The organism is Curtobacterium sp. MCBD17_008 (assembly GCF_003234475.1).
Lineage (GTDB): Bacteria > Actinomycetota > Actinomycetes > Actinomycetales > Microbacteriaceae > Curtobacterium.
This window is the reverse complement of record NZ_QKTK01000009.1, coordinates 32,786-56,630: the sequence shown is the minus strand read 5'-3', so window position 1 is coordinate 56,630 and position 23,845 is coordinate 32,786. Positions and strand designations below refer to the sequence as shown.

General features: G+C 71.1%; 16 protein-coding genes. 10 read left to right on the top strand and 6 right to left on the bottom strand.

The genetic code is table 11. The annotated features are described in order from the left end of the window. Positions 1-29: 29 nt before the first annotated feature. The gene (locus DEI95_RS09920) at positions 30-2,123 is read right to left on the bottom strand and encodes a hypothetical protein (protein WP_111060127.1); all 2,094 of its coding nucleotides are present in this window, start codon (positions 2,121-2,123) and stop codon (positions 30-32) included. 873 nt (positions 2,124-2,996) lie between these two features. Here DEI95_RS09920 and dnaK point away from each other — a divergent pair. From dnaK to DEI95_RS09895, 5 genes are all read left to right on the top strand, one after another. Continuing rightward, positions 2,997-4,868, top strand: coding sequence for a molecular chaperone DnaK (gene dnaK, locus DEI95_RS09915; protein ID WP_111060126.1), 1,872 nt, complete (start codon positions 2,997-2,999; stop codon positions 4,866-4,868). 5 nt (positions 4,869-4,873) lie between these two features. Then, positions 4,874-5,665, top strand: a complete 792-nt coding sequence (locus tag DEI95_RS16850) for a nucleotide exchange factor GrpE (RefSeq protein WP_110890679.1) — start codon at positions 4,874-4,876, stop codon at positions 5,663-5,665. 30 nt (positions 5,666-5,695) lie between these two features. Then, a complete protein-coding gene (locus DEI95_RS09905) occupies positions 5,696-6,697 on the top strand; it encodes a DnaJ C-terminal domain-containing protein (protein ID WP_110823343.1) in 1,002 nt (333 codons plus the stop codon). Between the two features lie 178 nt (positions 6,698-6,875). Next, the gene (locus DEI95_RS09900) at positions 6,876-7,286 is read left to right on the top strand and encodes a heat shock protein transcriptional repressor HspR (RefSeq protein ID WP_111060183.1); all 411 of its coding nucleotides are present in this window, start codon (positions 6,876-6,878) and stop codon (positions 7,284-7,286) included. A gap of 84 nt (positions 7,287-7,370) precedes the next feature. Further along, complete coding sequence (locus DEI95_RS09895) at positions 7,371-9,002, top strand: Ig-like domain-containing protein (protein ID WP_111060125.1); 1,632 nt, start codon at positions 7,371-7,373, stop codon at positions 9,000-9,002. Positions 9,003-9,310: 308 nt separating this feature from the next. Here the strand turns inward: DEI95_RS09895 and DEI95_RS09890 are convergent, their stop codons facing one another. Then, on the bottom strand, positions 9,311-10,015 hold the full coding sequence (locus DEI95_RS09890) for a GntR family transcriptional regulator (RefSeq protein ID WP_111060124.1): 705 nt from the start codon (positions 10,013-10,015) through the stop codon (positions 9,311-9,313). 159 nt (positions 10,016-10,174) lie between these two features. Here DEI95_RS09890 and DEI95_RS09885 point away from each other — a divergent pair, with 159 nt between their 5' ends. After that, on the top strand, positions 10,175-11,326 hold the full coding sequence (locus DEI95_RS09885) for a class I SAM-dependent methyltransferase (protein WP_111060182.1): 1,152 nt from the start codon (positions 10,175-10,177) through the stop codon (positions 11,324-11,326). A 195-nt stretch (positions 11,327-11,521) separates the two neighbouring features. On the opposite strand, the gene DEI95_RS09880 is transcribed toward DEI95_RS09885, so the two are convergent. The 3 genes from DEI95_RS09880 to DEI95_RS09870 all read right to left on the bottom strand — a co-directional run bounded on the left by DEI95_RS09880 (position 11,522) and on the right by DEI95_RS09870 (position 14,990). Next, positions 11,522-13,501 carry a hypothetical protein gene (locus DEI95_RS09880; RefSeq protein ID WP_111060123.1) on the bottom strand — a complete coding sequence of 660 codons (1,980 nt, stop codon included), beginning with the start codon at positions 13,499-13,501 and terminating at the stop codon, positions 11,522-11,524. A gap of 149 nt (positions 13,502-13,650) precedes the next feature. After that, a complete protein-coding gene (locus DEI95_RS09875) occupies positions 13,651-14,484 on the bottom strand; it encodes an aldo/keto reductase (RefSeq protein WP_110890683.1) in 834 nt (277 codons plus the stop codon). 83 nt (positions 14,485-14,567) lie between these two features. After that, the gene (locus DEI95_RS09870) at positions 14,568-14,990 is read right to left on the bottom strand and encodes a pilus assembly protein CpaE (protein WP_110823351.1); all 423 of its coding nucleotides are present in this window, start codon (positions 14,988-14,990) and stop codon (positions 14,568-14,570) included. A 293-nt stretch (positions 14,991-15,283) separates the two neighbouring features. Here DEI95_RS09870 and DEI95_RS09865 point away from each other — a divergent pair, with 293 nt between their 5' ends. The 3 genes from DEI95_RS09865 (at position 15,284) to DEI95_RS09855 (ending at position 20,065) form a co-directional block, all read left to right on the top strand. Next, positions 15,284-18,022, top strand: coding sequence for a glycoside hydrolase family 2 protein (locus tag DEI95_RS09865; protein WP_111060122.1), 2,739 nt, complete (start codon positions 15,284-15,286; stop codon positions 18,020-18,022). A gap of 201 nt (positions 18,023-18,223) precedes the next feature. Then, a complete protein-coding gene (tatA, locus tag DEI95_RS09860) occupies positions 18,224-18,523 on the top strand; it encodes a twin-arginine translocase TatA/TatE family subunit (RefSeq protein WP_111060121.1) in 300 nt (99 codons plus the stop codon). A gap of 105 nt (positions 18,524-18,628) precedes the next feature. Next, entirely contained in the window at positions 18,629-20,065 is a 1,437-nt protein-coding gene (locus DEI95_RS09855; protein ID WP_111060120.1) for an MFS transporter, read from the top strand. Here the strand turns inward: DEI95_RS09855 and DEI95_RS09850 are convergent. Continuing rightward, positions 20,010-21,239, bottom strand: coding sequence for a heparan-alpha-glucosaminide N-acetyltransferase domain-containing protein (locus tag DEI95_RS09850; RefSeq protein WP_181436267.1), 1,230 nt, complete (start codon positions 21,237-21,239; stop codon positions 20,010-20,012). The genes DEI95_RS09855 and DEI95_RS09850 overlap by 56 nt on opposite strands. A gap of 357 nt (positions 21,240-21,596) precedes the next feature. On the opposite strand from DEI95_RS09850, the gene DEI95_RS09845 reads away from it, so the two are divergent. Next, positions 21,597-23,765 carry an ATP-dependent Clp protease ATP-binding subunit gene (locus tag DEI95_RS09845; protein ID WP_111060118.1) on the top strand — a complete coding sequence of 723 codons (2,169 nt, stop codon included), beginning with the start codon at positions 21,597-21,599 and terminating at the stop codon, positions 23,763-23,765. Positions 23,766-23,845 lie beyond the last annotated feature (80 nt).

Genomic DNA, 23,845 nt, shown 5'->3' with positions numbered 1-23,845 from the left:
GACAGGGCGTCCGCCGGCCCCGCGTGGTGTCACTGCTTGAGGGTCAGGGGCAGGTAGACGGTGTCGACTCTGGAGCCCGCGTTCTCCTGGACGATCTTGATGTTGTAGTTCGTCGGAGGGGTGTTGAGGATCCGGTTGATGGTCCACTTGCCACGGGCGTTCGCGATGCCCGTCGCGGGGTTGACGGGGTTGTCGCCCCAGGCGTAGAGCGTGACCTTCGTGCCGGGTGTCGCGGTTCCGGTGAAGGTCTGGTTCCCGGGGGTGAAGGTGCCGCCCGCGTGGCTGGTGACCGTCAGGTCGGCCGGGGCGCCGACCCAGCCGTAGGGCGCGACGCGGATGTTGTCGATCTGGTTGACCTTGCCCTCGGCGGCGGGCTCCTGACGGATGCCGATCCGGTCGTAGTTGGTGTCCGCCAGACCGCGGCGGATGGTCCAGTCACCGGTCTTGCTGTCCGCCTTGGTCGTGATGTCGTACTGCTCGACGGCGGGGTTGTCGAGGCCGAACGGGTTGAACACGATCGTCGCGCCCGGAGTCGCCTTGCCCGCGAAGGTCTGGTCACCGGGGTTGAAGAAGTCGCCGTCCTTGAAGTTGGTCAGCTGCAGGTCGCCCGGTGCGCCGATGCCGTCGTAAGGGCGGAGGTTCCAGTTCAGGAGCTCGTTGGTGACGCCGTCCTGTCGGGTCTGCTTCACCGAGAACAGGGGGTAGGTGGTGTTCGCCAGGCCCCGCTTGATGCTCCACTCACCGAACTGGTCGACCGTGGTCGTCAGGTCCTGCGCAGCGGTCGCGGGGGAGAAGCCGTGCACGTTCAACGTGACCGTCGCGCCGACGGTGCCACGGCCGGTGAAGAGCTGTTCGCCGGGCATGAACGTGCCGTTCTTGACGTGCGAGCTGATCTGGATCGACTCCGCCGTGATCGGCGCGGTCGAGCTGGCCGTCGTGGCGGTCGTCAGGGCGCCCTTCGACTTCGCGGTTGCCTGCAGCTGGATCTTGCCCGAGCCGAGGCCGGAGAGGTCACGACTGAACGACCCGTCGGCGTTCGTCACCGCGAACGAGTCGACCTGCTTCCCGCCGGTCGTGATCGCGACCTGCGCACCCTTGGAGGACTTCCCGGTGACGGTCATCTTCCCGTCGGTGAACGTCGTCGGAGCGTCCAGCGACACTGCGGCGCCGAAGTCGGCCTCGGTCGTGATGGTCTGGGTGTCGTCGATGCCGGTCTGCTCGACGGTCAGCGTGTGCTTGCCGGCCCCGAGCGGCTCGATCTCGAGTGCCCACGCACCGTTCTGCACTTCGGTGGAGCCGAGCCGCTCGCCGTCCTCGTCCTTCACGGTGATCGTGCCGCCGTCGACGCCAGTGCCCTTGACGATCGCCTTCTTCGTGACGTCGTCCGGGAACTCGACCGACGCCGTCGGCTTCGCGACTGAGTTCTTGCCGGGGTTGATCTTGAGGTCGGAGTGCGTGCGGTTGTTGCCCTTCGTGATTCCTGCGGCCACGAGGGTGTACTCGCGGTCCTCGAGCTCGTCGATCGAGGCGAACCAGGTGTTGTTCCTCGCGGCCTTGGTCGAGGCGAGGACGTCATTCGTGGCCTTGTCGTACACATTGACCTCGGTGCCCGCCGGTGCAGTGCCCTCGATCTCGAGCGTCTCGCCCGGCTCGAGCACGAGGTCCTCGGCGGGCGAGGTGACCACGACGCCCGCGCCGTAGTCGATGTCGACGCTGACGCGGCCGTTGTCCTGGCCGCGGATCTCCTGCCCCACCGTGAGGTCGTAGTTGCCCGGCATGTTCGGTGCGTTGATCGGCGTGGACCACTTGCCCTCGGCGTTCGCCTTCACGGTGACGAGGTCGTCCTCACCGTGCCGGATCGTGACCTTCGCATTCGGCTGTGCCGTGCCGGAGACCTGCACGACCGTGTGGACGTCGTCGGCGAACGTCGCCGTCGCGGAGACCGGTGCGACCTCGAGCTTCACGTCCACGGTCGTCGTCGCGATGGGCTCGCTGCCCTCCCGGGCGGTCAGCTCAACCGTCGTGGTGCCGATCTTCAAACCGTCAAGGATCGCCGAGTACTTCCCGTCGGCGACGGACGCGGTCTTCTGCCTCTGGTTGCCCGCTTCATCCGTCCATTGCACTCGGACGCTCGTCGCGTCGGTCGGAGCCCACCCTGACACGGTCGCCGTGCCGCCGATAGCGTCAACCTGAGACGCCTCGGCGCTAAAATTTGGCTGGTAATTGTCCACGAACGGGAAAGTGTCCGTAGCTCCCGACGGGATGCCGCTGGAGTATGAGTGAGCGGTGAAACCGGAGTCCCATCCTCCGCCGATTGATGCGTCTCGCCCGACGGTCCTCAACACGAAGCCAGGGCCCGTGTACCTCTCATCGACTTGCTTCGTCCAGGCGAACTTTTGGCTGAGCGCGCCGGAACATTCTTCCATCACGAGTTGAATGACGCCGCTCTTATCTGTGACACAGAGCGAGGACCCGCGGGGTCGGACGGAGCCTTCACTACCAAAACTGGGGAACACCCATTCGATATCCGACGCTGCCGCCGCCGCGTTCGCCGTGCGATACTCCGTCGATTTCAGCGTCTTGCCCTTCGCCACTGAGGTGACGGTGTAGTAAGAGCTGCTCGTGTTCTTGGTCACGAACTTTCCCGTAATCTCGGCATTCCCGGGCGGTTGTGCTGCTTGAGCGGCGGACCCGAAACTCAGCCCGCTGACGATGGTGGCAGCAGCGAGCCCAGCGGCTCCGACTGCTCGAAGTGTCTTCTTCATGTGTGAGGAGATGTCTTTCGATGCGTGCCGTGCTAGCACACGGCTCCAACATGGACATGTGAAATATCGCATGGAGAGACCGAGAGCCTCCCGAGTGCGATGCATACGCACCAAGCTGCGCCCACCCGACGCAACTTCTGCACCCCCGACTTGACGCGCCTCCCATCCCGAGTAAACTTGAGCCCATCGGACGCAAGTCCAACCCCTTACCCCAACACGAGGAGTCAACACATGGGACGTGCAGTAGGCATCGACCTCGGAACCACCAACTCCGTCGTCTCCGTACTCGAAGGCGGCGAGCCCACCGTCATCGCCAATGCCGAGGGGCTCCGCACGACGCCCTCGATCGTGGCGTTCACGAAGGACGGCGAGGTGCTCGTCGGCGAGACCGCGAAGCGCCAGGCCGTCACCAACGTCGACCGCACCATCGCGAGCGTGAAGCGCCACATCGGTACCGACTGGAAGGTCGACATCGACGGCAAGAGCTACACGCCGCAGGAGATCTCGGCCCGTACCCTCGGCAAGCTCAAGCGCGACGCTGAGCAGTACCTCGGTGAGGACGTCACCGACGCGGTCATCACCGTCCCGGCGTACTTCAACGACGCCGAGCGCCAGGCCACGAAGGACGCCGGTGAGATCGCCGGCCTCAACGTCCTCCGCATCATCAACGAGCCGACCGCCGCGGCGCTCGCGTACGGCCTCGACAAGGGCAAGGAAGACGAACTCATCCTGGTCTTCGACCTCGGTGGCGGCACGTTCGACGTCTCCCTGCTCGAGGTGGGCAAGGACGAGGACTTCTCCACGATCCAGGTCCGCGCCACCTCGGGTGACAACCGCCTCGGCGGCGACGACTGGGACCAGCGCATCGTCGACCACCTCGTCAAGAAGTTCAAGGACGAGCACGGCGTCGACCTGTCGACCGACAAGATCGCGAAGCAGCGCCTCAAGGAGGCCGCCGAGCAGGCGAAGAAGGAGCTGTCGAGCCAGCTCAGCGCGAGCATCCAGCTCCCGTACCTGACGCTCACCGCCGACGGCCCGCTCAACCTCGACGAGACCATCTCGCGCGCCCAGTTCGAGCAGATGACCTCGGACCTGCTCGACCGCACGAAGAAGCCGTTCAACGACGTCATCAAGGAAGCGGGCGTGTCGGTCAACGACATCGCGCACGTCGTCCTCGTCGGTGGCTCGACCCGCATGCCCGCCGTGGCCGAGGTCGTCAGGTCGCTGACCGGTGGCAAGTCGCCGAACCAGGGCGTCAACCCGGACGAGGTCGTCGCCGTCGGTGCCGCGCTCCAGGCCGGTGTCCTGAAGGGTGAGCGCAAGGACGTCCTGCTCATCGACGTCACGCCGCTCTCGCTCGGCATCGAGACCAAGGGCGGCCTGATGACGAAGCTCATCGACCGCAACACCGCGATCCCGACCAAGCGCAGCGAGACCTTCACGACCGCCGACTCGAACCAGCCGTCGGTCGCAATCCAGGTCTTCCAGGGTGAGCGCGAGTTCACCCGCGACAACAAGCCGCTCGGCACCTTCGAGCTGACCGGCATCGCGCCGGCCCCGGCGGGCATCCCGCAGATCGAGGTCACGTTCGACATCGACGCCAACGGCATCGTGCACGTGTCCGCGAAGGACAAGGGCACCGGCAAGGAGCAGTCGATGGTCATCTCCGGCGGCTCGTCGCTGCCGAAGGAGGACATCGAGCGCATGGTCCGCGAGGCCGAGGAGCACGCGGCCGAGGACAAGGCCCGCCGTGAGGCGAGCGAGCGTCGCAACCAGGCCGAGCAGCTCGTCTACTCGATCGAGAAGCTCATCAAGGAGAACGACGACAAGCTCCCCGCGGACGTCAAGTCCGAGGTCCAGGGCGACGTCGACGGCCTCAAGTCCGCGCTCGCGGGTGACGACGACGAGGCCGTGAAGACCGCGTTCGACAAGCTCAACGAGTCGCAGGGCAAGCTCGGACAGGCGATCTACGCGCAGAGCCAGGCAGCCGACGCCGCCGGTGATGCGGGTGCGGGCGCCGGTGCCGAGGGCCAGACCACCGGTGACGACGAGGACATCGTCGACGCCGAGGTCGTGGACGACGACGACAACGACAAGAAGTAGGACACATGACCACCAGCAACGAGAACCCGCAGGACCCGCAGCACGACGGCGCCGACCTGCCTGGAGGCTCGGCTGACGGTGGGCAGACCGGGTCCGGCCCGGCGGATGGTTCCGCCGGGCCCGCCGGGTCCGCCCCCCAGGGTGGGCAGGCACAGGGCGGCCAGGCACAGGGCGGACGGGCGCAGGGCAACCCGGCCGAGGGCTCCGAGGACGGCGCGACGGCTGACGTCGACGGCACCGAGGACCTCATCGAGGCCGAGGGTCCGGACGTCGAGGTGTCGACGGACGCCCCGCCGGCGAACGACCTGAGCCCCGAGGACGAGGCGCTCCTGGCCGACGCAGCGACCGGCATCGCCGAGGACCGGCTCTCGCCGTCCGACCGCGACCTCGTCGGCGAGATGCGGACGGACATGCTCCGCGCCCAGGCCGAGCTCGTGAACTTCCGGAAGCGCGTCGAGCGTGACCGGGACGCCAACCGCGAAGCCGTCATCGCCGAGGTCGTTCGTGCACTGCTCCCGGCCCTCGACGACCTGAACCGCGCCGAGTCCCACGGCGACCTCGCCGAGGGACCGATGCAGGTCATCGCCCAGAAGCTCCGCAGCGGGTTCGACAAGTTCAAGCTCGTGCAGATCGGCGAGAAGGGCGAGACCTTCGACCCCAACGTGCACGAGGCGATCGTCCAGCTGCCCACGCCGGGAGCGACCGGCCAGACCGTGGCGGACGTCGTGGAGCCGGGCTACAAGCTCGGTGACCGCGTGCTCCGTGCGGCCAAGGTCGCCGTGGCGGTGCCGGCCTGAGGGTCGGCGACGGTGGAAGGGAGGTGAGCCGTGGCCAGTCAGGACTGGTTCGACAAGGACTTCTACGCAGTGCTCGGGGTGTCGAAGGACGCCTCCGAGGCTGACCTGAAGAAGACGTACCGGAAGCTCGCGCGGCAGTACCACCCGGACTCCAACCCGGGTGACGCTGCTGCCGAGTCGAAGTTCAAGGAGATCAGCGAGGCGTACTCGGTGCTCTCCGACAAGGAGCAGCGCAAGGAGTACGACCAGGTCCGCGCGATGGGCTCCGGCGCTCGCTTCACCTCGGGTGGTGCGGGCGGCCAGGGCGGCTTCGAGGACGTGTTCGGCGGCATGTTCGGCGGAGGCGGCGGCGGACAGCGCGTCCGGTTCGGCCAGGGCGGTGCCGGCGGTGCGGGCGGGTTCGAAGACATCCTCGGCGGCATGTTCGGCGGGGGCGGTTTCGGCCAGAACTCCGGCGGCTTCCGCGGCTTCGGCGGACCGACGAAGGGGCGTGACGTCACCGCGACGACCACGCTCGACTTCGCCACCGCGATCGCCGGCGACACCGTCAAGCTCGCGCAGGGCAACGGCCGACCGGTCAACGTCCGCATCCCCGCGGGCGTCGCCGACGGCCAGAAGATCCGGCTGCGTGGTCGAGGCGAACAGAGCCCCGACGGCGGCGAGGCCGGCGACCTGGTGGTCACCGTCTCCGTCCGCAAGCACCCGGTGTTCGAGCGCGACGGGCAGAACCTCCGCGTGGACGTCCCCGTGACGTTCGTCGAGGCGGCGCTCGGCGCCACGATCCAGGTGCCCACACTCGGCGGCGAACCCGTCAAGCTGCGGGTCGCCCCGGGGACGCCCTCGGGCCGGGTCCTCCGGGTCAAGGGCCGGGGCGTCCCGGGCAAGAACGGCACCGGTGACCTGCTCGCCACCGTCCAGGTCGCCGTCCCGTCCCACCTCTCCGACAAGGCCCGCGCAGCGCTCGACGCCCTCGCGGACGCCCTGCCGGACGAGGACCCCCGCGAGGACCTCCTCGCGAAGGCGCGCGGCTAGCCGCGCACCGAACCGCACTGCACGACCGGCCTGGAGGCTCGTCGCGGCTCCGTCAGGGACCGGCGCCGAGCCTCCAGGCCAGCACGGGCGGCGCGCCGCTGGCGTGTCCCGTCGGGACCGGTGGTGCGGGCACAGACTGGTCCCACACGCACGACGGAAGGAGCGCTCGATGACCGAGATGGACGAGAACTCGCCCGTCTTCGCGATCGCGGTCGCGGCGGAACTCGCCGAGATGCACCCGCAGACCCTGCGGCAGTACGACCGGCTCGGCCTCGTCGTGCCCGGGCGCACCCGTGGCGGGTCGCGGCGGTACTCGATGCGCGACATCACCCAGCTCCGCGAGATCGCGCGGCTCGGGTCCGAGGGCGTGTCCCTCGAGGGGATCCGGCGGGTGCTCGACCTCGAGAACGAGAACGCGCAGCTGCGCACCCGTGTCCGGGAGCTCGAACGCGCACTCGCCGACCAGCTCATCAACCGTCCGGGTGCGCGGGTGTTCGCCGCGACGACGACCGGCGCCGCGGTGCCCCTGCGTGCCGGCATGCGGCCGCAGCGCAACACCGCCGTGGTGCTCTACCGACCGCAGCGCTGAGTGGAATACCACATGTGCATCACGAGGTGATCGTCTCTACTTTGTGCCCTGGCTCGCCTGAGCCACGACACGAGGAGGGGATCCATGGGGATCAAGACCATCGCGATGGCCGTCACAGCCGTCATCGTCTCCGCCCTGATGGGTGCTGGGCCGGCGGCGGCAGCGGCTGCGCCGGAGGCGCCGCCCGGCTCGACGAGGACGATCGCGAACAAACCGACCGGCGTCGGCCTCATCCCGGTCGACGACCGGACCTACCAGGTGACCGGACAGCCGCATTGCGGTTTGTTCGACAGTACCTGCCAGATCCACGTGGGCAACGTCGGGGGTGACTACCACTGGGACGGTGGCACATCGACCGCGACCTTCGCCGGCTGGCGGTACGGGGAGACCAGGACACCGCAGTTCTGGACGTACGCATGCGCGCTCTGGTGCGCGAACTCGGCGAAGGTGAACGGGACACCGGTCACGCGGCCGTACCCGAAGCGACCGATCACCGCGGAGGTGGCATCCCAGAGCGATGCCGGCCGGAGCGCGTACATCACGGGGACAGCGTCCGGGAAGGCGAGCATCCGCCTGAACGGGCGACAGGTCGCGACGGCGAGCGATGCCGGGACGGGGACCTGGGCGACGACGGTCACGGGGCTCTCCGTCGGACAGAACACGTTGGTGTTCCAGCAGTACGTCGACGGGCAGTACCGTGACCAGACCTCGGTGACCGTCACGATCACGGAGCCGAGCAAGCCGGGGCGGATCATCGGGAACGACGACACGGCGGAGCTGCAGCGCGGGGGGAGCACCACCGTCTACGCCCGCTACACCGCTCAGTCGGCGTTCACCACCCCGACCGGCACGCTGGTGCTCACGGCTCCCGAGGGCACCACGTTCGCCACCGGTCAGGACCACCAGCGCGGGCAGTACCTCGACGGGTCGACCTGGCGCGAGTTCGGCGGGGACTCGCTCGTGAGCGGGGTGCGATCCGCCGACGGGCACACGTACTCGTTCACGCTCGGCAACAGGAACTGGGACGTCGCCGCGGGGCAGCAGTTCCGCTTCGCGATGCAGGTGGAGACCCCGGTGGGCATCACGAGCACGACGGGTGCGCTGACGGGAGCCCTCACCGGGTCGGTCGCGGCCGGGTCGTTCGACACCACCGCCACGGTCACGACCACCGTGATGGGGGAGGCCTTCACCGCGGCGGCGACGTTCCCGGGCGACATCACGAAACCGGTGGTCGTCTCCGGCAGGGGGCAGCCCGGGGCGCAGGTCGAGGTCCGGGACGGTGATCGCGTCCTCGCGTCGACGACCGTCGGGCTCGACGGTTCCTGGTCGGTCACGGTCGCGGCGCCCGACCGCGGAGGCGTGCTCGCGGTCCGCGCCGTGCAACGCGTGCAGGGCGAGGACACAGACGCCGTCGGCGTCGACCTCGATTACGGCACGGCGGTCCGGATCTCCTCCCCGGGTGACGGCTACCACACCAACCCGGTCTTCTCGAGGGTGCGGATCGTCGGTGTCGCCGAGCCCGGAAGCGTCGTGCGGGTGGGCGAGCGCGGCGGAGCTCCGGACGGTCTCGGCCGCGTCGACGTCGGCGCGGAGGGACGCTGGGCGGTCACCACGCCCGCGCTGGGTGTCGGTGAGCACGTCGTCGTCGCGACGGCGACCTCGAAGGGTGCCAACACGACGAACTCGAGCGTCCGGGTCATCGTCGACGACGAATGAACGGAACGGGGCGGGTCCGACGGGACCCGCCCCGTTCCCGGCGACCCCGCTGGCTCGGCGTCGTGCCGACACAGTGAGGGGCGGCCCGGTCGACTGGGCTCGCGCCACTCTGTGCGCTCGCCGCCGAGTGGTGTGACGCTGCTCGTCAGGTCCCCGGTGGCGGATCCGAGAGCGCGCGCTGCGTGCTCGGTGCCGAGCTGCAGGACCGGACCGGATCCGGCCGCTCGGAGGACGGGGTGCATCGGTCGCTCACCACGCGATGAGCCCGGACGGTGCGGATGACCTGACGGATGCACTCCTGGCACACGTCAGCGCCCCGTGCGTCCTCGTACCGGGTCGTCGTCGTCGAAGACCCGTGTGTCTGCGCGGTCTGGATCCGGCAGGAGGTGCACCGCCCAGGTCGCACGCTCGGCCAGTCGTCCGTCGCGGCCGTCCACCGCGATCCGCAGCGCCACGACACCGTTGCGGATGTGTTCCCACGGCAAGGTCTCGTGGAGTCGGTCGTTCCGCAGGCGGAAGGTCAGGCCGTCCAGCGTGCCCCCGAGTGCCGCCGAGAGCATCGGGTTCCCGCACTCGTTGATGAACGTCCGGTAGACCGGGGTCGCGGCCGCCGCAGTGGCCATCCAGCCCGGCTCCTGCATGCAGTCGAGCAGGATGCCGAGGCGCCGGAAGAGGGAGGCGCGTGTGCGGTCACGCAACGTGGGAACGGCCGTACGCACGACACCGCCGAACAGGAGGCCCAGCGCCTGGAGCGCGGGCAGGACGTCCTCGTCCCGTGGCTGCGCGACCCGGGTGTACCGGTTGGCGCGGAGCTCGACGAGGCCGAGCCGATCGAGGTCTGCGAGGGCCTCGCGCACCGGCGTCCGGGAGCATCCGAGCCGGGCGGCGAGTTCGTCGTCGTCGAGGCGTTGGCCCGGGCGCAACCGCCCGCTGATGATCTCCGACCGCAGGCGGTCACGAGCGACGTCCCGGAGCAGGGTCCTCGTGCCGGGGGTGGGTTGCGCTGCGAACATGGGCCCCTCCCGCAGTGCCGCGGAGCCCGGGCGGTCCGGGCGCGTTCCCGAGCGTACGACCCGAGCCCGACGCTGTCGCGTGTGGTATATCGCTCACCTGTGGCGGTCAGTGGTGACTCGGGACCGGGACTGCCAGTGCACCGCGGCTACTCTCGGTCCGTGCCGTCCTTCGACTTCGCCGACCACTTCCGGCGCCACGCCCGCGAGCAGGGCCCGGACCTCATCGCGATCGACGGGACCGACCGGTTCCTCCTCGATGAGGCTCCGCACGTGCACGGCGACGCCCTGCGGCACCCGGGCGCCGTCACGGTGGTGGACGACCGGTACGGGGTGCTCACCCTCGGAGTGCTCGCCCTGCACGGAGCGTCGGATGTCCGTGTGGTCCAGGACTCGCTCGTCGGTGAGCGAGCATTGGAGGCCAGCGCCGGCACGTTCGGCCGTCGCGGGTTCCACCACCCGGAGGGCTTCGAGGAGGCGTTCCGTGACGCCCGACTCGTCGTCCTCCGGCTCAGCAAGTCGCACGACCGCCTGGACGAGGTCGCACGCGCGGTCGCCCGCTTCGCCGCGCCGGACGTCGTGCTGCTCTGCGGTGGACGCACGAAGTACATGACCCTGACCCAGAACGACGTGCTCCGGCGGTCGTTCGGCGAGGTCGTCGCGAGCCGTGGGCGCGGCAAGTCCCGCCTGCTCATCGCGTCGGACCCGCTCCGCGCCGCCGCCGAACGCGCCGCGGTGACCGATCCGTGGCCGCGTCAGGTACGTCAGGACGAGCTCGACATCACCATCGCCGCCCACGGCGGCGTGTTCGCGGGCACGTCGCTCGACATCGGGACGCGGGTCCTGCTTGAGGCCGCCGAGGCGGCCATGCCGGAGGCCCGGGTCGTCGTCGACCTCGGGTGCGGCAACGGGGTGGTCGCGACCGTCGTCGCGCGCTCCCGCCCACGCGTGCGCGTGGTGGCGACGGACGTCTCCGCGGCGGCGATCGCCTCGACGCGTCTCACCGCCGACGTCAACGGCGTCGGCGACCGCGTCCGTACCGTGCGGAGCGACGCCGGCGACGAACTCGACGAGGACAGCGCCGACCTGGTGCTGTGCAACCCGCCCTTCCACGCGGACACGACCGTCTCGACGGACGCCGCCGAGGCGATGTTCCGGAACGCGGCCTCGGTGTTGCGTCCGGGTGGGGAACTCTGGACGGTGTGGAACTCGCACCTCCGGTACCGCCCGGTGCTCGAGCGCATGGTCGGACCCACGCGGCAGGTGACGCGGACGGCGAAGTTCACCGTCACGGCGTCGGTCGCCCCGCGCTGAGCTCCGGTCAGACGAGCCGCCGACGTCTGCGGGCCCGGGGGAGTGGCCGGCCGCGAAGGGGACGGCCCCGCACCACGGGCGCTCACTGGGGGCGACCCCGCACGGGCCGGCTGAGACGGGGACGACCCCGCACCACTGGCGTGGAGCGGGGCCGTCCGCATCTGACCCTCGTGAGGGGCCGTCGTGCCGTGCGGGTCAGATCGTGACCGCGACCTGCGTGGAGCGGTCACCCGAGACGACGGTGATGACGTGCTCGCCCGCCGTCAGCCCGGTCACGGTGAGGTGTCCGGTGCCGTCCTCGTGGATGGCGCTGTAGGCGAGGACCGTGCCGTCCGCGTCCTTCGCCTGCAGGCCGCCGATGCCCGAGGGGAGGCCCCAGACGTCGATCTCGGCGCTGCCGGTGAGTGCCGACGCGTTCACGACCGTGGCCGCGAGCTGGTCGGACGGGTGGTCGCCGTTGCCGACGACCACGTCCTGTTCGGCGGTGCGGTCGCCGTTCGTGGAGGTGACGTGCACCGTCGTCGTCAGCGCTTCCGGTGCAGGCAGGACGACACTCGCGACGCCGCCGTCGCCGATCGTCGCCTGCTTCGTGACGCCGTTCGCGGTGGCCGTCACCTCGGTGCCCTCCGCGCCCGAGAAGTGCGCGACGATCTCGGAGGCGGTGAGGCGGCTGGTGGTCACGGCGACCTCGGCCGGAGCGGGGGTCTCCTCACCGTCGCCCTCGCCGGGGTCGGTGGTGCCGTCGCCGTCGCCCTCGCCGGGGTTCGGGGTCCCACCGTCGGCGTCGTAGCGGAGGGAGTACGGCTCCGACTTCCAGCGTCCGTGCTCGTCCTGGTACTGCACGGTGAGTTCGTTCGGGCCCACCTCGAGGTCCTCCGAGAACGCGATCCGGAAGTCGCCGTCGGCGTCGGTCGTGCCGTGCGCGGCCGTTGACCCGGTGTGGTCCGTGACCAGGACCTGTCGGTACGAGCCGACGGTCGATCCCTCGATGGTCGGACGGGCCTCCGTCACGGTGGAGCCGTCGGCGGGCGTCGCGATGGTGAAGCCGGTGGTCTTCGGGGCCCAGGTGACGCTCTGGGAGACCCGCTTCTGCCAGCTGCCGTCCGGCTGCTCGAACGCGACGACGATGCCGTTGTCGCCGAGGTGCAGCGCGCCCTCGATCGTGACCGACCAGTTGCCGTCGGCGTCGGCGGTCGTGCTCCCGAGGGGGTCGACGCCCATCGCGAGGATGCTGACGCGGCCGTTCGGACGGCCGTGCCCGGTGAAGGTCGGCTGCGCGGTGTCCACCGTGGCGCCGTCGGAGGGGCTCGTCACGTCGTACACCGGCTCGGTCGACTCGCCGGGGCCCGGGTTCTCCGAGCCGGAGCCGGAGCCGGAGCCGGAGCCTTCGCCGGCGCCGGAGTCCTCCCCACCCGAGCCGGAGCCCGAGCCGTCCCCGGCGTCCGCGCCGACCTCCGCCAGCACCCAGCCGCTCGCCGCGAACTGGTCGTGGTCGGGCGTGCTCGCCGGGACGGCGTCGTTCACGGTCCGGACGAAGGCGTGCTCGGCGTCGGCGCCGCCCGGGATCCGGACGCTGAAGTCGCCGTTCGACCCGGTCTCGGCGGTGGCCAGGACGGTCTCGCGGTCGGTCGACGTCTGGACCTCGGCGCGGAGGTTCGTGTGACCCGTGACCACGAGGTCGTCACCGTCGCGCGTGACCGTGTCGATCGTGGGGGTCGCCGCGTAGGCGTCGAGCTCGGCCTGACCCGGCGTGCTGTACGTGCCGTTCTTCTTGACGACCGACGCCGTGATGGTCTGCGGACCGGAGACGAGCGGTTCGAGCGTGCAGGAGTACAGGTTCGGACGCGCCTGGGTCGCGGTGCCGGTGCACAGGACGTGCCCGTCCGCGTCGACGATCTTCAGCGTGCCGCCGGTGACGGAGCTCGTGACCTGGGCCTCCGGGGTGGCCTGCCCGGTGACGAACAGGCGGTTGCCGTCCCGCTCGCCCTGGGCGGTGGCGCCCTGCACCGTGTACACGTTCGTGGTGCTGCCGACGATCGGCCGTGAAGCCGTCGCCCCCGGGATCGACGGGGTGTCCGCAGGGCTCGTCGCGGCGGAGGCGGCCGACGGGACGAGGGTTGCGGCGAGGACGAGGCCGAAGGCGGCCCCGGCTGTTGCTCGGTGGATCGTGCGCATGGTTCCCTTCCTGTCCGCGCGGAGCACGCGGACCTGGGAATACTGCATGTGGGATACGGAGAAGATCCCGAGTGTGATGGTGAGGTTCCTCCACCAGAACGAGGAAAGCCCCGACCAGCTGGCCGGGGCTTTCCTCGTGGGAGCGTGGACTACGCGGGGACGTAGTCGAACGTGTCCGGGTCGGGGCCGGTGCGGTGGCCCTTGTCGAGCGTCGTGATGTCCGTCATGTCCTCGTCCGAGAGCTCGAAGTCGAAGATCTGGAAGTTCTCCTCGACGCGCGAGCGGGTCACCGACTTCGGGAAGACGATGTCGCCGCGCTGGATGTGCCAGCGGAGGACGACCTGGGCCGGGGTCTTGCCCGTGCTGCGGGCGATGCGGGTGATCGTCTCGTCGTCGAGCACGAGACCCTGGGCGATCGGGGACCAGGCCTCGGTCGCGATGCCGTGCTCCGAGCCGTACGCGCGGAGCTCGTCCTGCACGAGGTACGGGTGCACCTCGATCTGGTTCACGGCCGGCGTGATCGTGGTCTCGGCAGCGAGACGGTTCAGGTGGTGCGCCTGGAAGTTGCTGACGCCGATCGAGCGCGCGGTGCCGGCGTGGTAGAGCTCCTCGAGCGCCTTCCAGGTCGGGACGAAGTCGCTCACGGTCGGGAGCGGCCAGTGGATCAGGAAGAGGTCCGTGTAGCCACCGAGCAGGTCGGCCGACTTCTTGCCGTTCTCGGCTGCTGCTTCCGGGGCGTGGAAGCCGTTGTTGAGCTTCGAGGTGACGAAGACCTCCTCGCGGGGGATGCCCGACTCGGCGATCGCCTCACCGACCTCCTTCTCGTTGCCGTACATCTCGGCGGTGTCGATGTGGCGGTAGCCGACCTCGAGCGCAGTGAGGGTTGCGGCCTTCGTCTCGGCGGGGTCGATCTGGAAGACGCCGAAGCCGAGCTGCGGGATCGTGCGTCCGTCGTTGAGCGTGATGTTCGGAACGGTGGTCATGCCTCGATCCAACTCCCGACGTCGCGCACGGCTTCCCGGGGACGGTCAGGCGGGCGTGTCCCCCTCCCGCCGGTCCGGGTGGGTCAGGCGAGTGCGGCCGCGATGTACGCGGCGAGCGCCTCGCCGTAGGCCACCGCCGGGTCGGCCGAGGCGAAGGTCCGGTCGGTGCCGGCGATGCGGGCGGTGACCGTCCACAGCACCTGGTCGTCCTGGCCGACCAGCCGCGTCAGTCCGACGAACGCCGGCCCGAGCAGGTCCCGCAGTTGGTCCTCGCGCGGCAGCCACAGGGAGTCGGCCGCGGCGACCGAGTCGAGCGCCCACTCGGTCGTGCCGTTGAAGCCGAGTTCGACGCCCGTGGGGTGGTCGTGCCGCTCGACCGTCATCTCGGAGACGGTGTACACGTCCTCGTCGACCCCCGGCTTGTCGATGACGAACCGGTCGCCGGTGTCCGGGTGCCAGCGGAGTCCCGCGGTGCGGAGGGCACGGGCGAGTTCCACGGTGATCATGCGCCCACACTGGCACGCACCGGACCGGCCGGCACCGAGCGCACGACCAGGTTGCGGACCGGTCCCGCGAGGCCGCGCTCCCGGGACGGCAGGAGGGCCCTCCGGAGAACTCGTCGGGCGGTCGTACTACCATCGCGACGCACCGCGCGTCACGCCCGTCGTGACGCGCGCGCGACGCGACGACGCCCGGCCACCGGTGCCGCGCCTCCCGGTCGGACCACCGACCACGGGGCGGGCCGAGGGCCGGCGTCCCGAACCGCAGGGCCGACCGGCCCGCTCAGCAAAGGACCCGTATGACCCTCGACCGTGAGGAACTCCGCGACGGTTGGACCGTGTCGCTCGTCGAGGACGGCGCCTCCGGCGTCGCTGCCGACCTGCCGACCGGCGTCCGCGGTGTCACGTTGCCGGCGACCGTGCCCGGACAGGTGCACACCGATCTGGAGCGTGCCGGGCTGCTGCCCGATCCCACCTTCGACCGCAACGAGACCCGGACGCAGTGGGTCGGGCGGTCGGACTGGGCGTACCGACGGCAGCTCGACGTCGACCCCCGCGGCCACGAACGCGTCGACCTCGTCTGCGACGGCCTGGACACCGTGGCCGAGCTGTCCCTCGACGGAGTCCCGATCGCGACCACGCGGAACATGCACCGGCGCTACCGGTTCGACCTCCGGCAGGTCGAGACGTCGGGTCCGGTCGACGGCAAGGAACTCGAGATCGCGTTCGAGTCGCCCTACCGCGAGGCCGAGCGCGTCGCCGCGCGCGCGGGCAGCATGCCCGGCCCGTACGACGAGCCGTTCCCGTACGTGCGGAAGATGGCGTCGAACTTCGGGTGGGACTGGGGGCTGACCGCGGTCACGAGCGGACCGTGGCGACCGGTCGCGATCGAGCGGTGGTCGACCGCCCGTCTCGCCGACATCCGGCCCCTCGTCGACGTCGAGGCCGGTGAGGGCGTGCTCGACACCCACATCGCGCTCGAGCGCTCCGGCCCGACGCTCCACGGCACGAGCACCGGCGACCTCGACCTGGACGGCGAGGACGACGACCTCGTGCTCGTCGTGACCGTGTCGGGTCCCACGGTCGACGGGCGGACGACCAAGCAGCGGTCCCGCGCCCAGGTCACCCCGAAGGAGGACGGTGCGGTCGTCACGGTCCGTGTCCCGGACGCGGCGCTGTGGTGGCCGCGCGGGTACGGCGAGCAGGCCCTCCACGACGTGGTCGTGGAGCTGCAGACCGTCGACGGCGCGGTGCTCGACCGGCGCTCGTTCCGCACCGGGTTCCGGTCCGCCGGGGTGCGGACGGCGCTCGACTCCGCCGGTCGCCCGTTCGAGGTCGTCGTCAACGGCACCGTCATCGACATCCGCGGCGTGAACTGGATCCCTGACGACGTCATCGTGTCGCGGGTCGACCGTGCGCGGTACGCCGCCCGGCTCGACGCGGCGGTCGACCTGCGCGCGAACCTCGTCCGCGTCTGGGGTGGCGGGGTGTACGAGTCGCACGACTTCTACGAGCTGTGCGACGAGCGCGGTCTGCTCGTCTGGCAGGACTTCCCCTTCGCGTGCGCCGCGTACCCGGAGGACGAACCGCTCCGCGGCGAGGTCATCGCCGAGGCGCAGGACAACGTCGCCCGGCTGTCGCGGCACCCGTCCCTCGTGGTGTGGAACGGGAACAACGAGAACATCTGGCTGCACGACGTCGACGGCTGGGGGGACGAGCTCGGTGACCGCCCGTGGGGCCTCGGCTACTACCTCGACCTGCTGCCGACGATCGTCGACGCGGTCGACCCGTCCCGCTTCTACACGGTCGCGTCGCCGTGGTCGGGGTCCGAGTCGATCGAGCCGAACCACGTCGACCACGAGACGCACCACTCGTGGGACGTCTGGAACCGGGTGTCGGACGACCACTACCGCGACTCGGTGCCCCGGTTCGTCTCCGAGTTCGGGTGGCAGGCGCCGCCGGCCTGGCGCACCCTCCGCGACGCGGTGACCGACGACCCGATGACGCCGACGTCCCCCGGGGTGGTGCACCACCAGAAGGCCGCCGACGGGATGGCGAAGCTCGCGCGGGGGATCGAATCGCGGTTCGGCAGCGCCGGGGACGACCTCGACCGCTGGCACTACCTGACCCAGCTCCAGCAGGCCCGCGCGATCGCGACCGGCGTCGAGCACTGGCGGACGCACTGGCCCCGCAACACGGGCGTCGTGGTCTGGCAGCTCAACGACCTGTGGCCGGTCTCGTCGTGGTCGGCGATCGACTCAGCCGGTCGCCGCAAGCCGCTCGCGCACGAGCTCCGCCGGCTCTACGACGACGTCCTCGTCGCGATCCGCCCGGTGTCGACCGTCGACACCGCCGTCCGCGCGGCGCCCACCGATGTCGACGACCGGACGGGAGGCCCGGCTCCGCGCACCGCGTCCCTGCCGGTCACCGATTCGGCCGGGTCCGGCACCGTCCCCGGCGACGACGGGCGTGACGACCCGTCGCGGGCCTCCGACGCCTCGCCGGTCGAGGTCGCGGTCCGCTCCGCCCGCACCGGGCTCGACACCGTCGTCCGGGTCCGCCGGATCGACCTGTCCGGGCGGATCCTGGCGGAGGAGACCCTGCCCGTCGTGCTCGACCGTCCGGGGGTCGCCGTCGTGCGGCTGCCCGCGAGCGTCGGTGTCGTGGACGACGCCCGGGACGAGGTCGTCGTCGCGGACATGGACTGGCGCCGGGCCGTGTGGACGCCGGCGCCGGACCGGGAGATGCGCTGGCAGCCCGCGCGGTACCGGGCGACGTTCTCGGTGACGCCGGAGGGCGACGGGCTCGACCTCGTCGTCGAGGCCGACTCCCTCGTCCGCGACCTGCTCGTGCAGCCGGACCGGGTGGCCGCGACGGGCACGGTCGACCGCGGGTTCATGACGCTGCTGCCGGGGGAGCGCGTGCGGTACCGCCTGACCGGCGTCGTGGAGGCGGACATCGCGGCCCTGACGAGCGAGCCGGCGCTGCTGACGCTCGACCGGGTCCTCGCGGAGCGGAGGAGCGAGGCGGAAGCCTGAGCCCGACCGGCGCCGGGGCACCGCCCGCTCGGCCGTCCCTGGACGAACGGTGACCATCGGGCTCCTCGCCTGGGCTTCTCACGCGGTGCGAGTTACGATGGTGGGACAGCGGGACACCGCCGGACCGGTCGACGGTGACCGGACGGGACGACCAGGGACACTGGTCGGACGGCGGCCAGTTCCAGTACCGAAGGAGTCGACATGTTGCAAGGCCTCACCGGAATCCACCTGGTGATCATCCTCGGCATCGTGCTGCTGTTGTTCGGTGCGACGAAGCTCCCGGCGCTCGCGAAGGGCCTCGGCCAGTCGATCAACGTCTTCAAGAAGGAGATGGGGACCGACGACGGCAAGAAGACCGGTGCCGCCTCGACCGATGGGACCGCGACCGCCGCACCCGTCCAGCAGCCGGCGGCGCAGTACCCGAGCAGCAACGGCGTCCAGGACCCGGTCGTGAACCCCGGCCCGTCCACGCAGCCGAACAGCGACTCCCGCTCCCTCTAGACCGCCGACCCATCGGCATCCCGGCCCCGGGACCGACGACAGCCCTCGTGCACCAGCACGGGGGCTGTCGCCGTTGCACGGCGCGACCGGGCGCATGATGGCCTCATGACGACCAGCGCCCCAGCCGCAGCCGCCGACCGGCCGGGAGGCACGGCCCCCCTCCACGACGACCGACGCCTGGTGCTCGTGGTCGCGGTCCTCGCGTCCTTCGTCGTGGGGCTCGACTCCAGCGTCGTGAACGTCGCACTCCCCGCGATCCGGACCGAGCTCGGCGGTGGCCTCGTCGTCCAGCAGTGGACGGTGGACGCCTACCTGGTCACGCTGGGGTCGCTGGTCCTGGTCGCCGGGTCGCTCTCCGACCTCTTCGGCCGGGTCCGCATCATCACGTGGGGTCTCGTCGTGTTCGGCGTCGCCTCGGTCCTGTGCGCCGCTGCACCGAGCGGCGAGGTGCTCGTCGTCGCGCGCGCGGTGCAGGGGGTCGGTGGAGCGCTGGTCACCCCGAGTGCGCTCGCGCTGATCGTCGCCGCCTACCGCGGGGCAGCCCAGACGAAGGCGATCGGGACGTGGACGGCCTGGTCGAGCGCAGCGATGATCCTCGGCCCCGTCGTCGGCGGGCTCGTCGTGGACGGCATCGGGTGGCGCTGGATCTTCGTGCTGACCGCGGTGCCGATCGTGGTGACGATCCCGCTCGTCCGCCGCATCGGGTCCGAGGTGCGCGGCGGCCCGCACGCGCGGGTGGACGTCGTCGGCGCGGTGCTGGCGGTCGTCGGGGTCGGTGGCGTCGTGCTCGGGCTCATCGAGCAGGAGCGGCTCGGGTGGGGCTCGCCCGTGGTCGTCGGCGCGCTGGTCATCGGCGGGGTCGCGCTCGGGGCGTTCGTGCCGTGGGAGCTCCGGGTGACCCGGACGTCCGGGGCGCCGCTCGTCCCGCTCGGGCTCTTCCGGGCGCGGAACTTCACCGTCGGGAACCTCGCGACGCTCTCGATCTACGGCGCACTCGGGATGGTCTTCTTCGTCGTCACGCTGTTCCTCCAGGAGGTCTGGGGTTTCCCGGCATGGGTGGCGGGCCTCGCGACGCTGCCGCCGACGCTGATGCTCCTCGCGCTGTCCACCACGGTCGGTGCACTGGCCGGTCGGTTCGGACCGCGGTGGTTCATGACGGCCGGGCCGGCGATCGCCGCGGTCGGTGCGCTGCTCATGCTCCTCGCCGGCGACGACCCGGCCGGCTACTGGTGGTCGGTCCTGCCGGGACTGGTCCTCGTCGGTGCCGGCATCGCGACGATGGTGACCCCGCTGACGAGCGCCGTCCTCGGCTCCGTCCCGCAGCCCCAGGCGGGTGCGGGGTCGGCCGTGAACAACGCCGTGGCGCGCATCGCGGGCCTCGTGACGGTGGCGCTCGCCGGGGTCGTCCTGGGCGGCGAGATCGGCGTCGCCGGCCTGCACCGGGCGATGGTCGTGATGGCGGTGCTGCTGCTGGCCGGAGCCGTCGTCAGTGCGGTCGGGATCGTGGACCCGGACCGTCGAGACTCCGACTCGTCCGCCTGACCAGCCGTTCGAGCGGCCCGGTGCCGATCCACCGCCGCCACGGGGTCGCCACCAGACCGGCGCCGACGACCACCAGGAGGGTCGCCGTCCACCCGGTGTGCCAGTGTCCGTCACCGGTTGCGTCGAGTGCGGCGTACACGACGATGTGGGCGGCGTAGACGGTCAGGGCGAGTGCCCCGACGGCCCGCACCGGGGCGAGGAGGACGCCGGCGCGACGTGCGGCGAGGAGGCTGAGTGCGAGGACCGCGAGCGCGACGCCGAGTGCGCCGAGCAGCTCCGGTGTCGACCCGGCATGCGGCTGCACCGAGGTCAACCCGGCCCAGTCGACACCGGGGCGCTCGACCGTGCCGCCACCCTGTGGGACGAGGTGTGGTCCGGCGTCGGCCGGGCTGGTCCCCGCCGACCCGGCCCCTGCGGAACCCGCGCCGGCCGTACCGGGGCCGGTGGACGCCGACCCGCTCGCGCTCGTGTCGCCGGGTGGGAGTCCCAGGGCCGCCCGGACGAGGACACCGCCGCCGTAGCCGACCACCGCGGCGGTGACACCGGTGGCGAGCAGGAGCAGGTGCACCCGGGTCCGCCGGAGCGGGAGCCGCCCGACCACGAGCCCGACGAGGACGACGCCCCACCAGGTGATGCCCGGGTATGCACCGAGCAGGACGCCGTGCACGAGTGGGTCGCTGGCGTCGTGCAGCACCGACCGGCCGACCGCGGTGCAGACCGGCCCCGTCACGAGCGCTGCGGCCCCGACCCCCGCGACCGTGCGGGTGCGGGCCCGCAGGAGCGGGATCGTCGCCACGAAGCACACCGCGTACGTGGGCAGGATGACCTGGACCGGGGTGTCGAGGACGGTCAGGAGGGAGCCGAGGACGAACAGGGCGACCGCGCGCACGAGCACCCGCCGTCGGTGCACCACGAGGCCCTCCGGTGCCGATGGGTCCGACGGGTCCGACGGGTCCGACGGGTCCGACGCCGGCCGAGGTCGGGTCATCAGCGTGAGCGAGACGCCGGCGCAGAGGGCGAAGAGGACCGCCGAGCGCCCGTCGACCACCGCCACCCAGGTGTCCGGCCGCGCCCAGTCGAAGTCGGGGTGCGGTGGACCGAGGTGCGCCACGACCATGCCGAGCACGGCCAGACCGCGGGCGAGGTCGAGGCCGTCCAGCCGGGACGGTCGCACATTCGACGCCGGGGCTGGCCCGGCGGACAGCCCGTCGGCGGACGGCCCGTCGGCGGATCGACCTGCGGCCGGGCCCGGGGACCGGCCGGGGGATCGGCGGGTGGAGCGGCGGAGGGACGGGAGCGGACCCGGGGTCCGGCGAGCTGTCGAGGCGGTCATGTCCCCAGCACAGCGCGCGGGGTGTTTCGTCGGAGTTGCCCGCAGGTGGCGGGAATGCCGTCACCCGCCGTAAACTTGAGTCAAGTGGACTCAGGAAGGCGCTGACGGGATGGGCCCCGCGCCGGACGGTCCGAGGACTCCGGTCCGGCTGGCGGTCGCCGGCCGACCACACGGCAACGCAACGGAAGGACGGAACGCATGGCGAACCTCCAGGGCGCTCCTGACTCGCAGGAGAAGCAGAAGACCGCCCTCCAGCAGTACGGCGTCGACCTCACGGCGATCGCGCGGAGCGGCAAGCTCGACCCGGTGATCGGGCGGGACGCCGAGATCCGGCGGGTGTCGCAGGTGCTCACCCGCCGCACGAAGAACAACCCGGTGCTCATCGGCGAGCCCGGCGTCGGCAAGACCGCCGTCGTCGAGGGGCTCGCGCAGCGCATCGTCGCCGGTGACGTCGCCGACTCGCTCAAGGACAAGCGGCTCGTCTCGCTCGACATGTCCGCCCTCATCGCCGGTGCGAAGTACCGCGGCGAGTTCGAGGAACGGCTCAAGGCCGTGCTCAAGGAGATCGACGACTCCGACGGGCAGGTCATCACGTTCATCGACGAGCTGCACACGCTCATGGGCGCAGGCGGCGGCGAGGGGTCCGTCGCCGCGTCGAACATGCTCAAGCCGATGCTGGCGCGCGGCGAGCTCCGGCTCATCGGGGCGACGACGCTCGACGAGTACCGCGAGTACATCGAGAAGGACGCCGCCCTCGAGCGACGCTTCCAGCAGGTGTACGTCGGGGAGCCGAGCGTCGAGGACACCGTCGCGATCCTCCGCGGCCTCAAGGAACGCTACGAGGCGCACCACAAGGTGACGATCAACGACTCCGCCCTCGTGGCCGCGTCCGCGCTGTCCGACCGGTACATCTCCGGCCGTCAGCTGCCGGACAAGGCGATCGACCTCATCGACGAGGCGGCGAGCCGACTGCGGATGGAGATCGACTCCAGCCCCGTCGAGATCGACGAGCTCAAGCGCACCGTCGACCGGCTGCGCGTCGAGGAGTTCGCGCTCAAGCAGGAGAAGGACGACGCCTCGAAGGCCCGGCTCGAGACCCTGCGGGACGAACTCCGCACCCGCAGCGAGCTGCTCGCCGGACTGGAGGCGCGGTGGCAGGCCGAGCGCGCCACCCTGAACCGGATCGGTGAGCTGAAGCAGCAGCTCGACGACCTCAACATGCGGTCGCAGCGTGCCCAGCGGGAGGCCGACTACGAGACCGTGTCCCGCCTGGAGTACGGCGAGAAGCCCCGCATCGAGGCCGAACTCGCCGCAGCCGAGCAGGCCGGGTCCACCGACCGCATGGTGAACGACAGCGTCACCGACGAGGACATCGCCGCCGTCATCGCGCAGTGGACGGGCATCCCCGTCGGGCGCCTGCTGCAGGGCGAGACCGAGAAGCTCCTGCACCTGGAGAGCGAACTCGGTCGTCGGATCATCGGGCAGCGGACCGCCGTGTCGGCCGTGTCGGAAGCGGTCCGTCGGACCCGCGCCGGCATCTCCGACCCGGACCGACCGACCGGCTCGTTCCTGTTCCTCGGCCCCACCGGCGTCGGCAAGACCGAGCTCGCGAAGGCGCTCGCCGAGTTCCTGTTCGACGACGAGAAGGCCCTCGTCCGCATCGACATGAGCGAGTACGGCGAGAAGCACTCGGTCGCGCGGCTCATCGGCGCCCCGCCCGGGTACGTCGGCTACGAGGCCGGCGGGCAACTCACCGAGGCCGTCCGCCGTCGGCCGTACTCGGTGATCCTGCTCGACGAGATCGAGAAGGCGCACCCCGAGGTGTTCGACGTCCTGCTCCAGGTCCTCGACGACGGCCGGCTCACCGACGGGCAGGGCCGCACGGTCGACTTCCGGAACACGATCCTCGTGCTGACGTCGAACCTCGGGTCGCAGTTCCTCACCGACCCGGCGCGCTCCGCCGAGCAGCGTGAGGCGGCGGTCCGCGAACTGGTGCAGCAGGCGTTCCGTCCGGAGTTCCTCAACCGGCTCGACGACATGGTCGTCTTCCAGGCGCTCACCCCGGACGACCTCAGCCAGATCGTCTCGCTCTACGTCGACCGACTCGCGCGTCGACTGTCCGGTCGCCGCCTCGAGCTCGCCGTGACGCCGGACGCCCGCACCTGGCTCGCCGAGGGCGGGTACGACCCGGCGTACGGCGCTCGGCCCCTCCGCCGGCTCATGCAGCGGCAGATCGACGACCAGCTCGCTCGCGCCATCCTCGCCGGCGACGTCCGCGACGGCGACACCGTCCGCGTCGACGTCGCGCCGGGCGGCGAGCAGCTCACCGTCGAACCGTTCGAGGTCGGCGAGCTGGTCGAGGAGTGACCGGCCCGGCCCGCACCACGGCGGATCCGGGCGTGACGGCCGCGCGGTGACGGACGGGAGGCCCGGTGCCGGTCCCACGG

Coding starts and splice junctions, on each gene's coding strand:
- tatA (WP_111060121.1), top strand. CDS start 18,224: ATGTTGCAAGGCCTCACCGGAATCCACCTGGTGATCATCCTCGGCATC.
- DEI95_RS09900 (WP_111060183.1), top strand. CDS start 6,876: ATGGACGAGAACTCGCCCGTCTTCGCGATCGCGGTCGCGGCGGAACTC.
- DEI95_RS09895 (WP_111060125.1), top strand. CDS start 7,371: ATGGGGATCAAGACCATCGCGATGGCCGTCACAGCCGTCATCGTCTCC.
- DEI95_RS09890 (WP_111060124.1), bottom strand. CDS start 10,015: ATGTTCGCAGCGCAACCCACCCCCGGCACGAGGACCCTGCTCCGGGAC.
- DEI95_RS09875 (WP_110890683.1), bottom strand. CDS start 14,484: ATGACCACCGTTCCGAACATCACGCTCAACGACGGACGCACGATCCCG.
- dnaK (WP_111060126.1), top strand. CDS start 2,997: ATGGGACGTGCAGTAGGCATCGACCTCGGAACCACCAACTCCGTCGTC.
- DEI95_RS09855 (WP_111060120.1), top strand. CDS start 18,629: ATGACGACCAGCGCCCCAGCCGCAGCCGCCGACCGGCCGGGAGGCACG.
- DEI95_RS09880 (WP_111060123.1), bottom strand. CDS start 13,501: ATGCGCACGATCCACCGAGCAACAGCCGGGGCCGCCTTCGGCCTCGTC.
- DEI95_RS09865 (WP_111060122.1), top strand. CDS start 15,284: ATGACCCTCGACCGTGAGGAACTCCGCGACGGTTGGACCGTGTCGCTC.
- DEI95_RS16850 (WP_110890679.1), top strand. CDS start 4,874: ATGACCACCAGCAACGAGAACCCGCAGGACCCGCAGCACGACGGCGCC.
- DEI95_RS09870 (WP_110823351.1), bottom strand. CDS start 14,990: ATGATCACCGTGGAACTCGCCCGTGCCCTCCGCACCGCGGGACTCCGC.
- DEI95_RS09845 (WP_111060118.1), top strand. CDS start 21,597: ATGGCGAACCTCCAGGGCGCTCCTGACTCGCAGGAGAAGCAGAAGACC.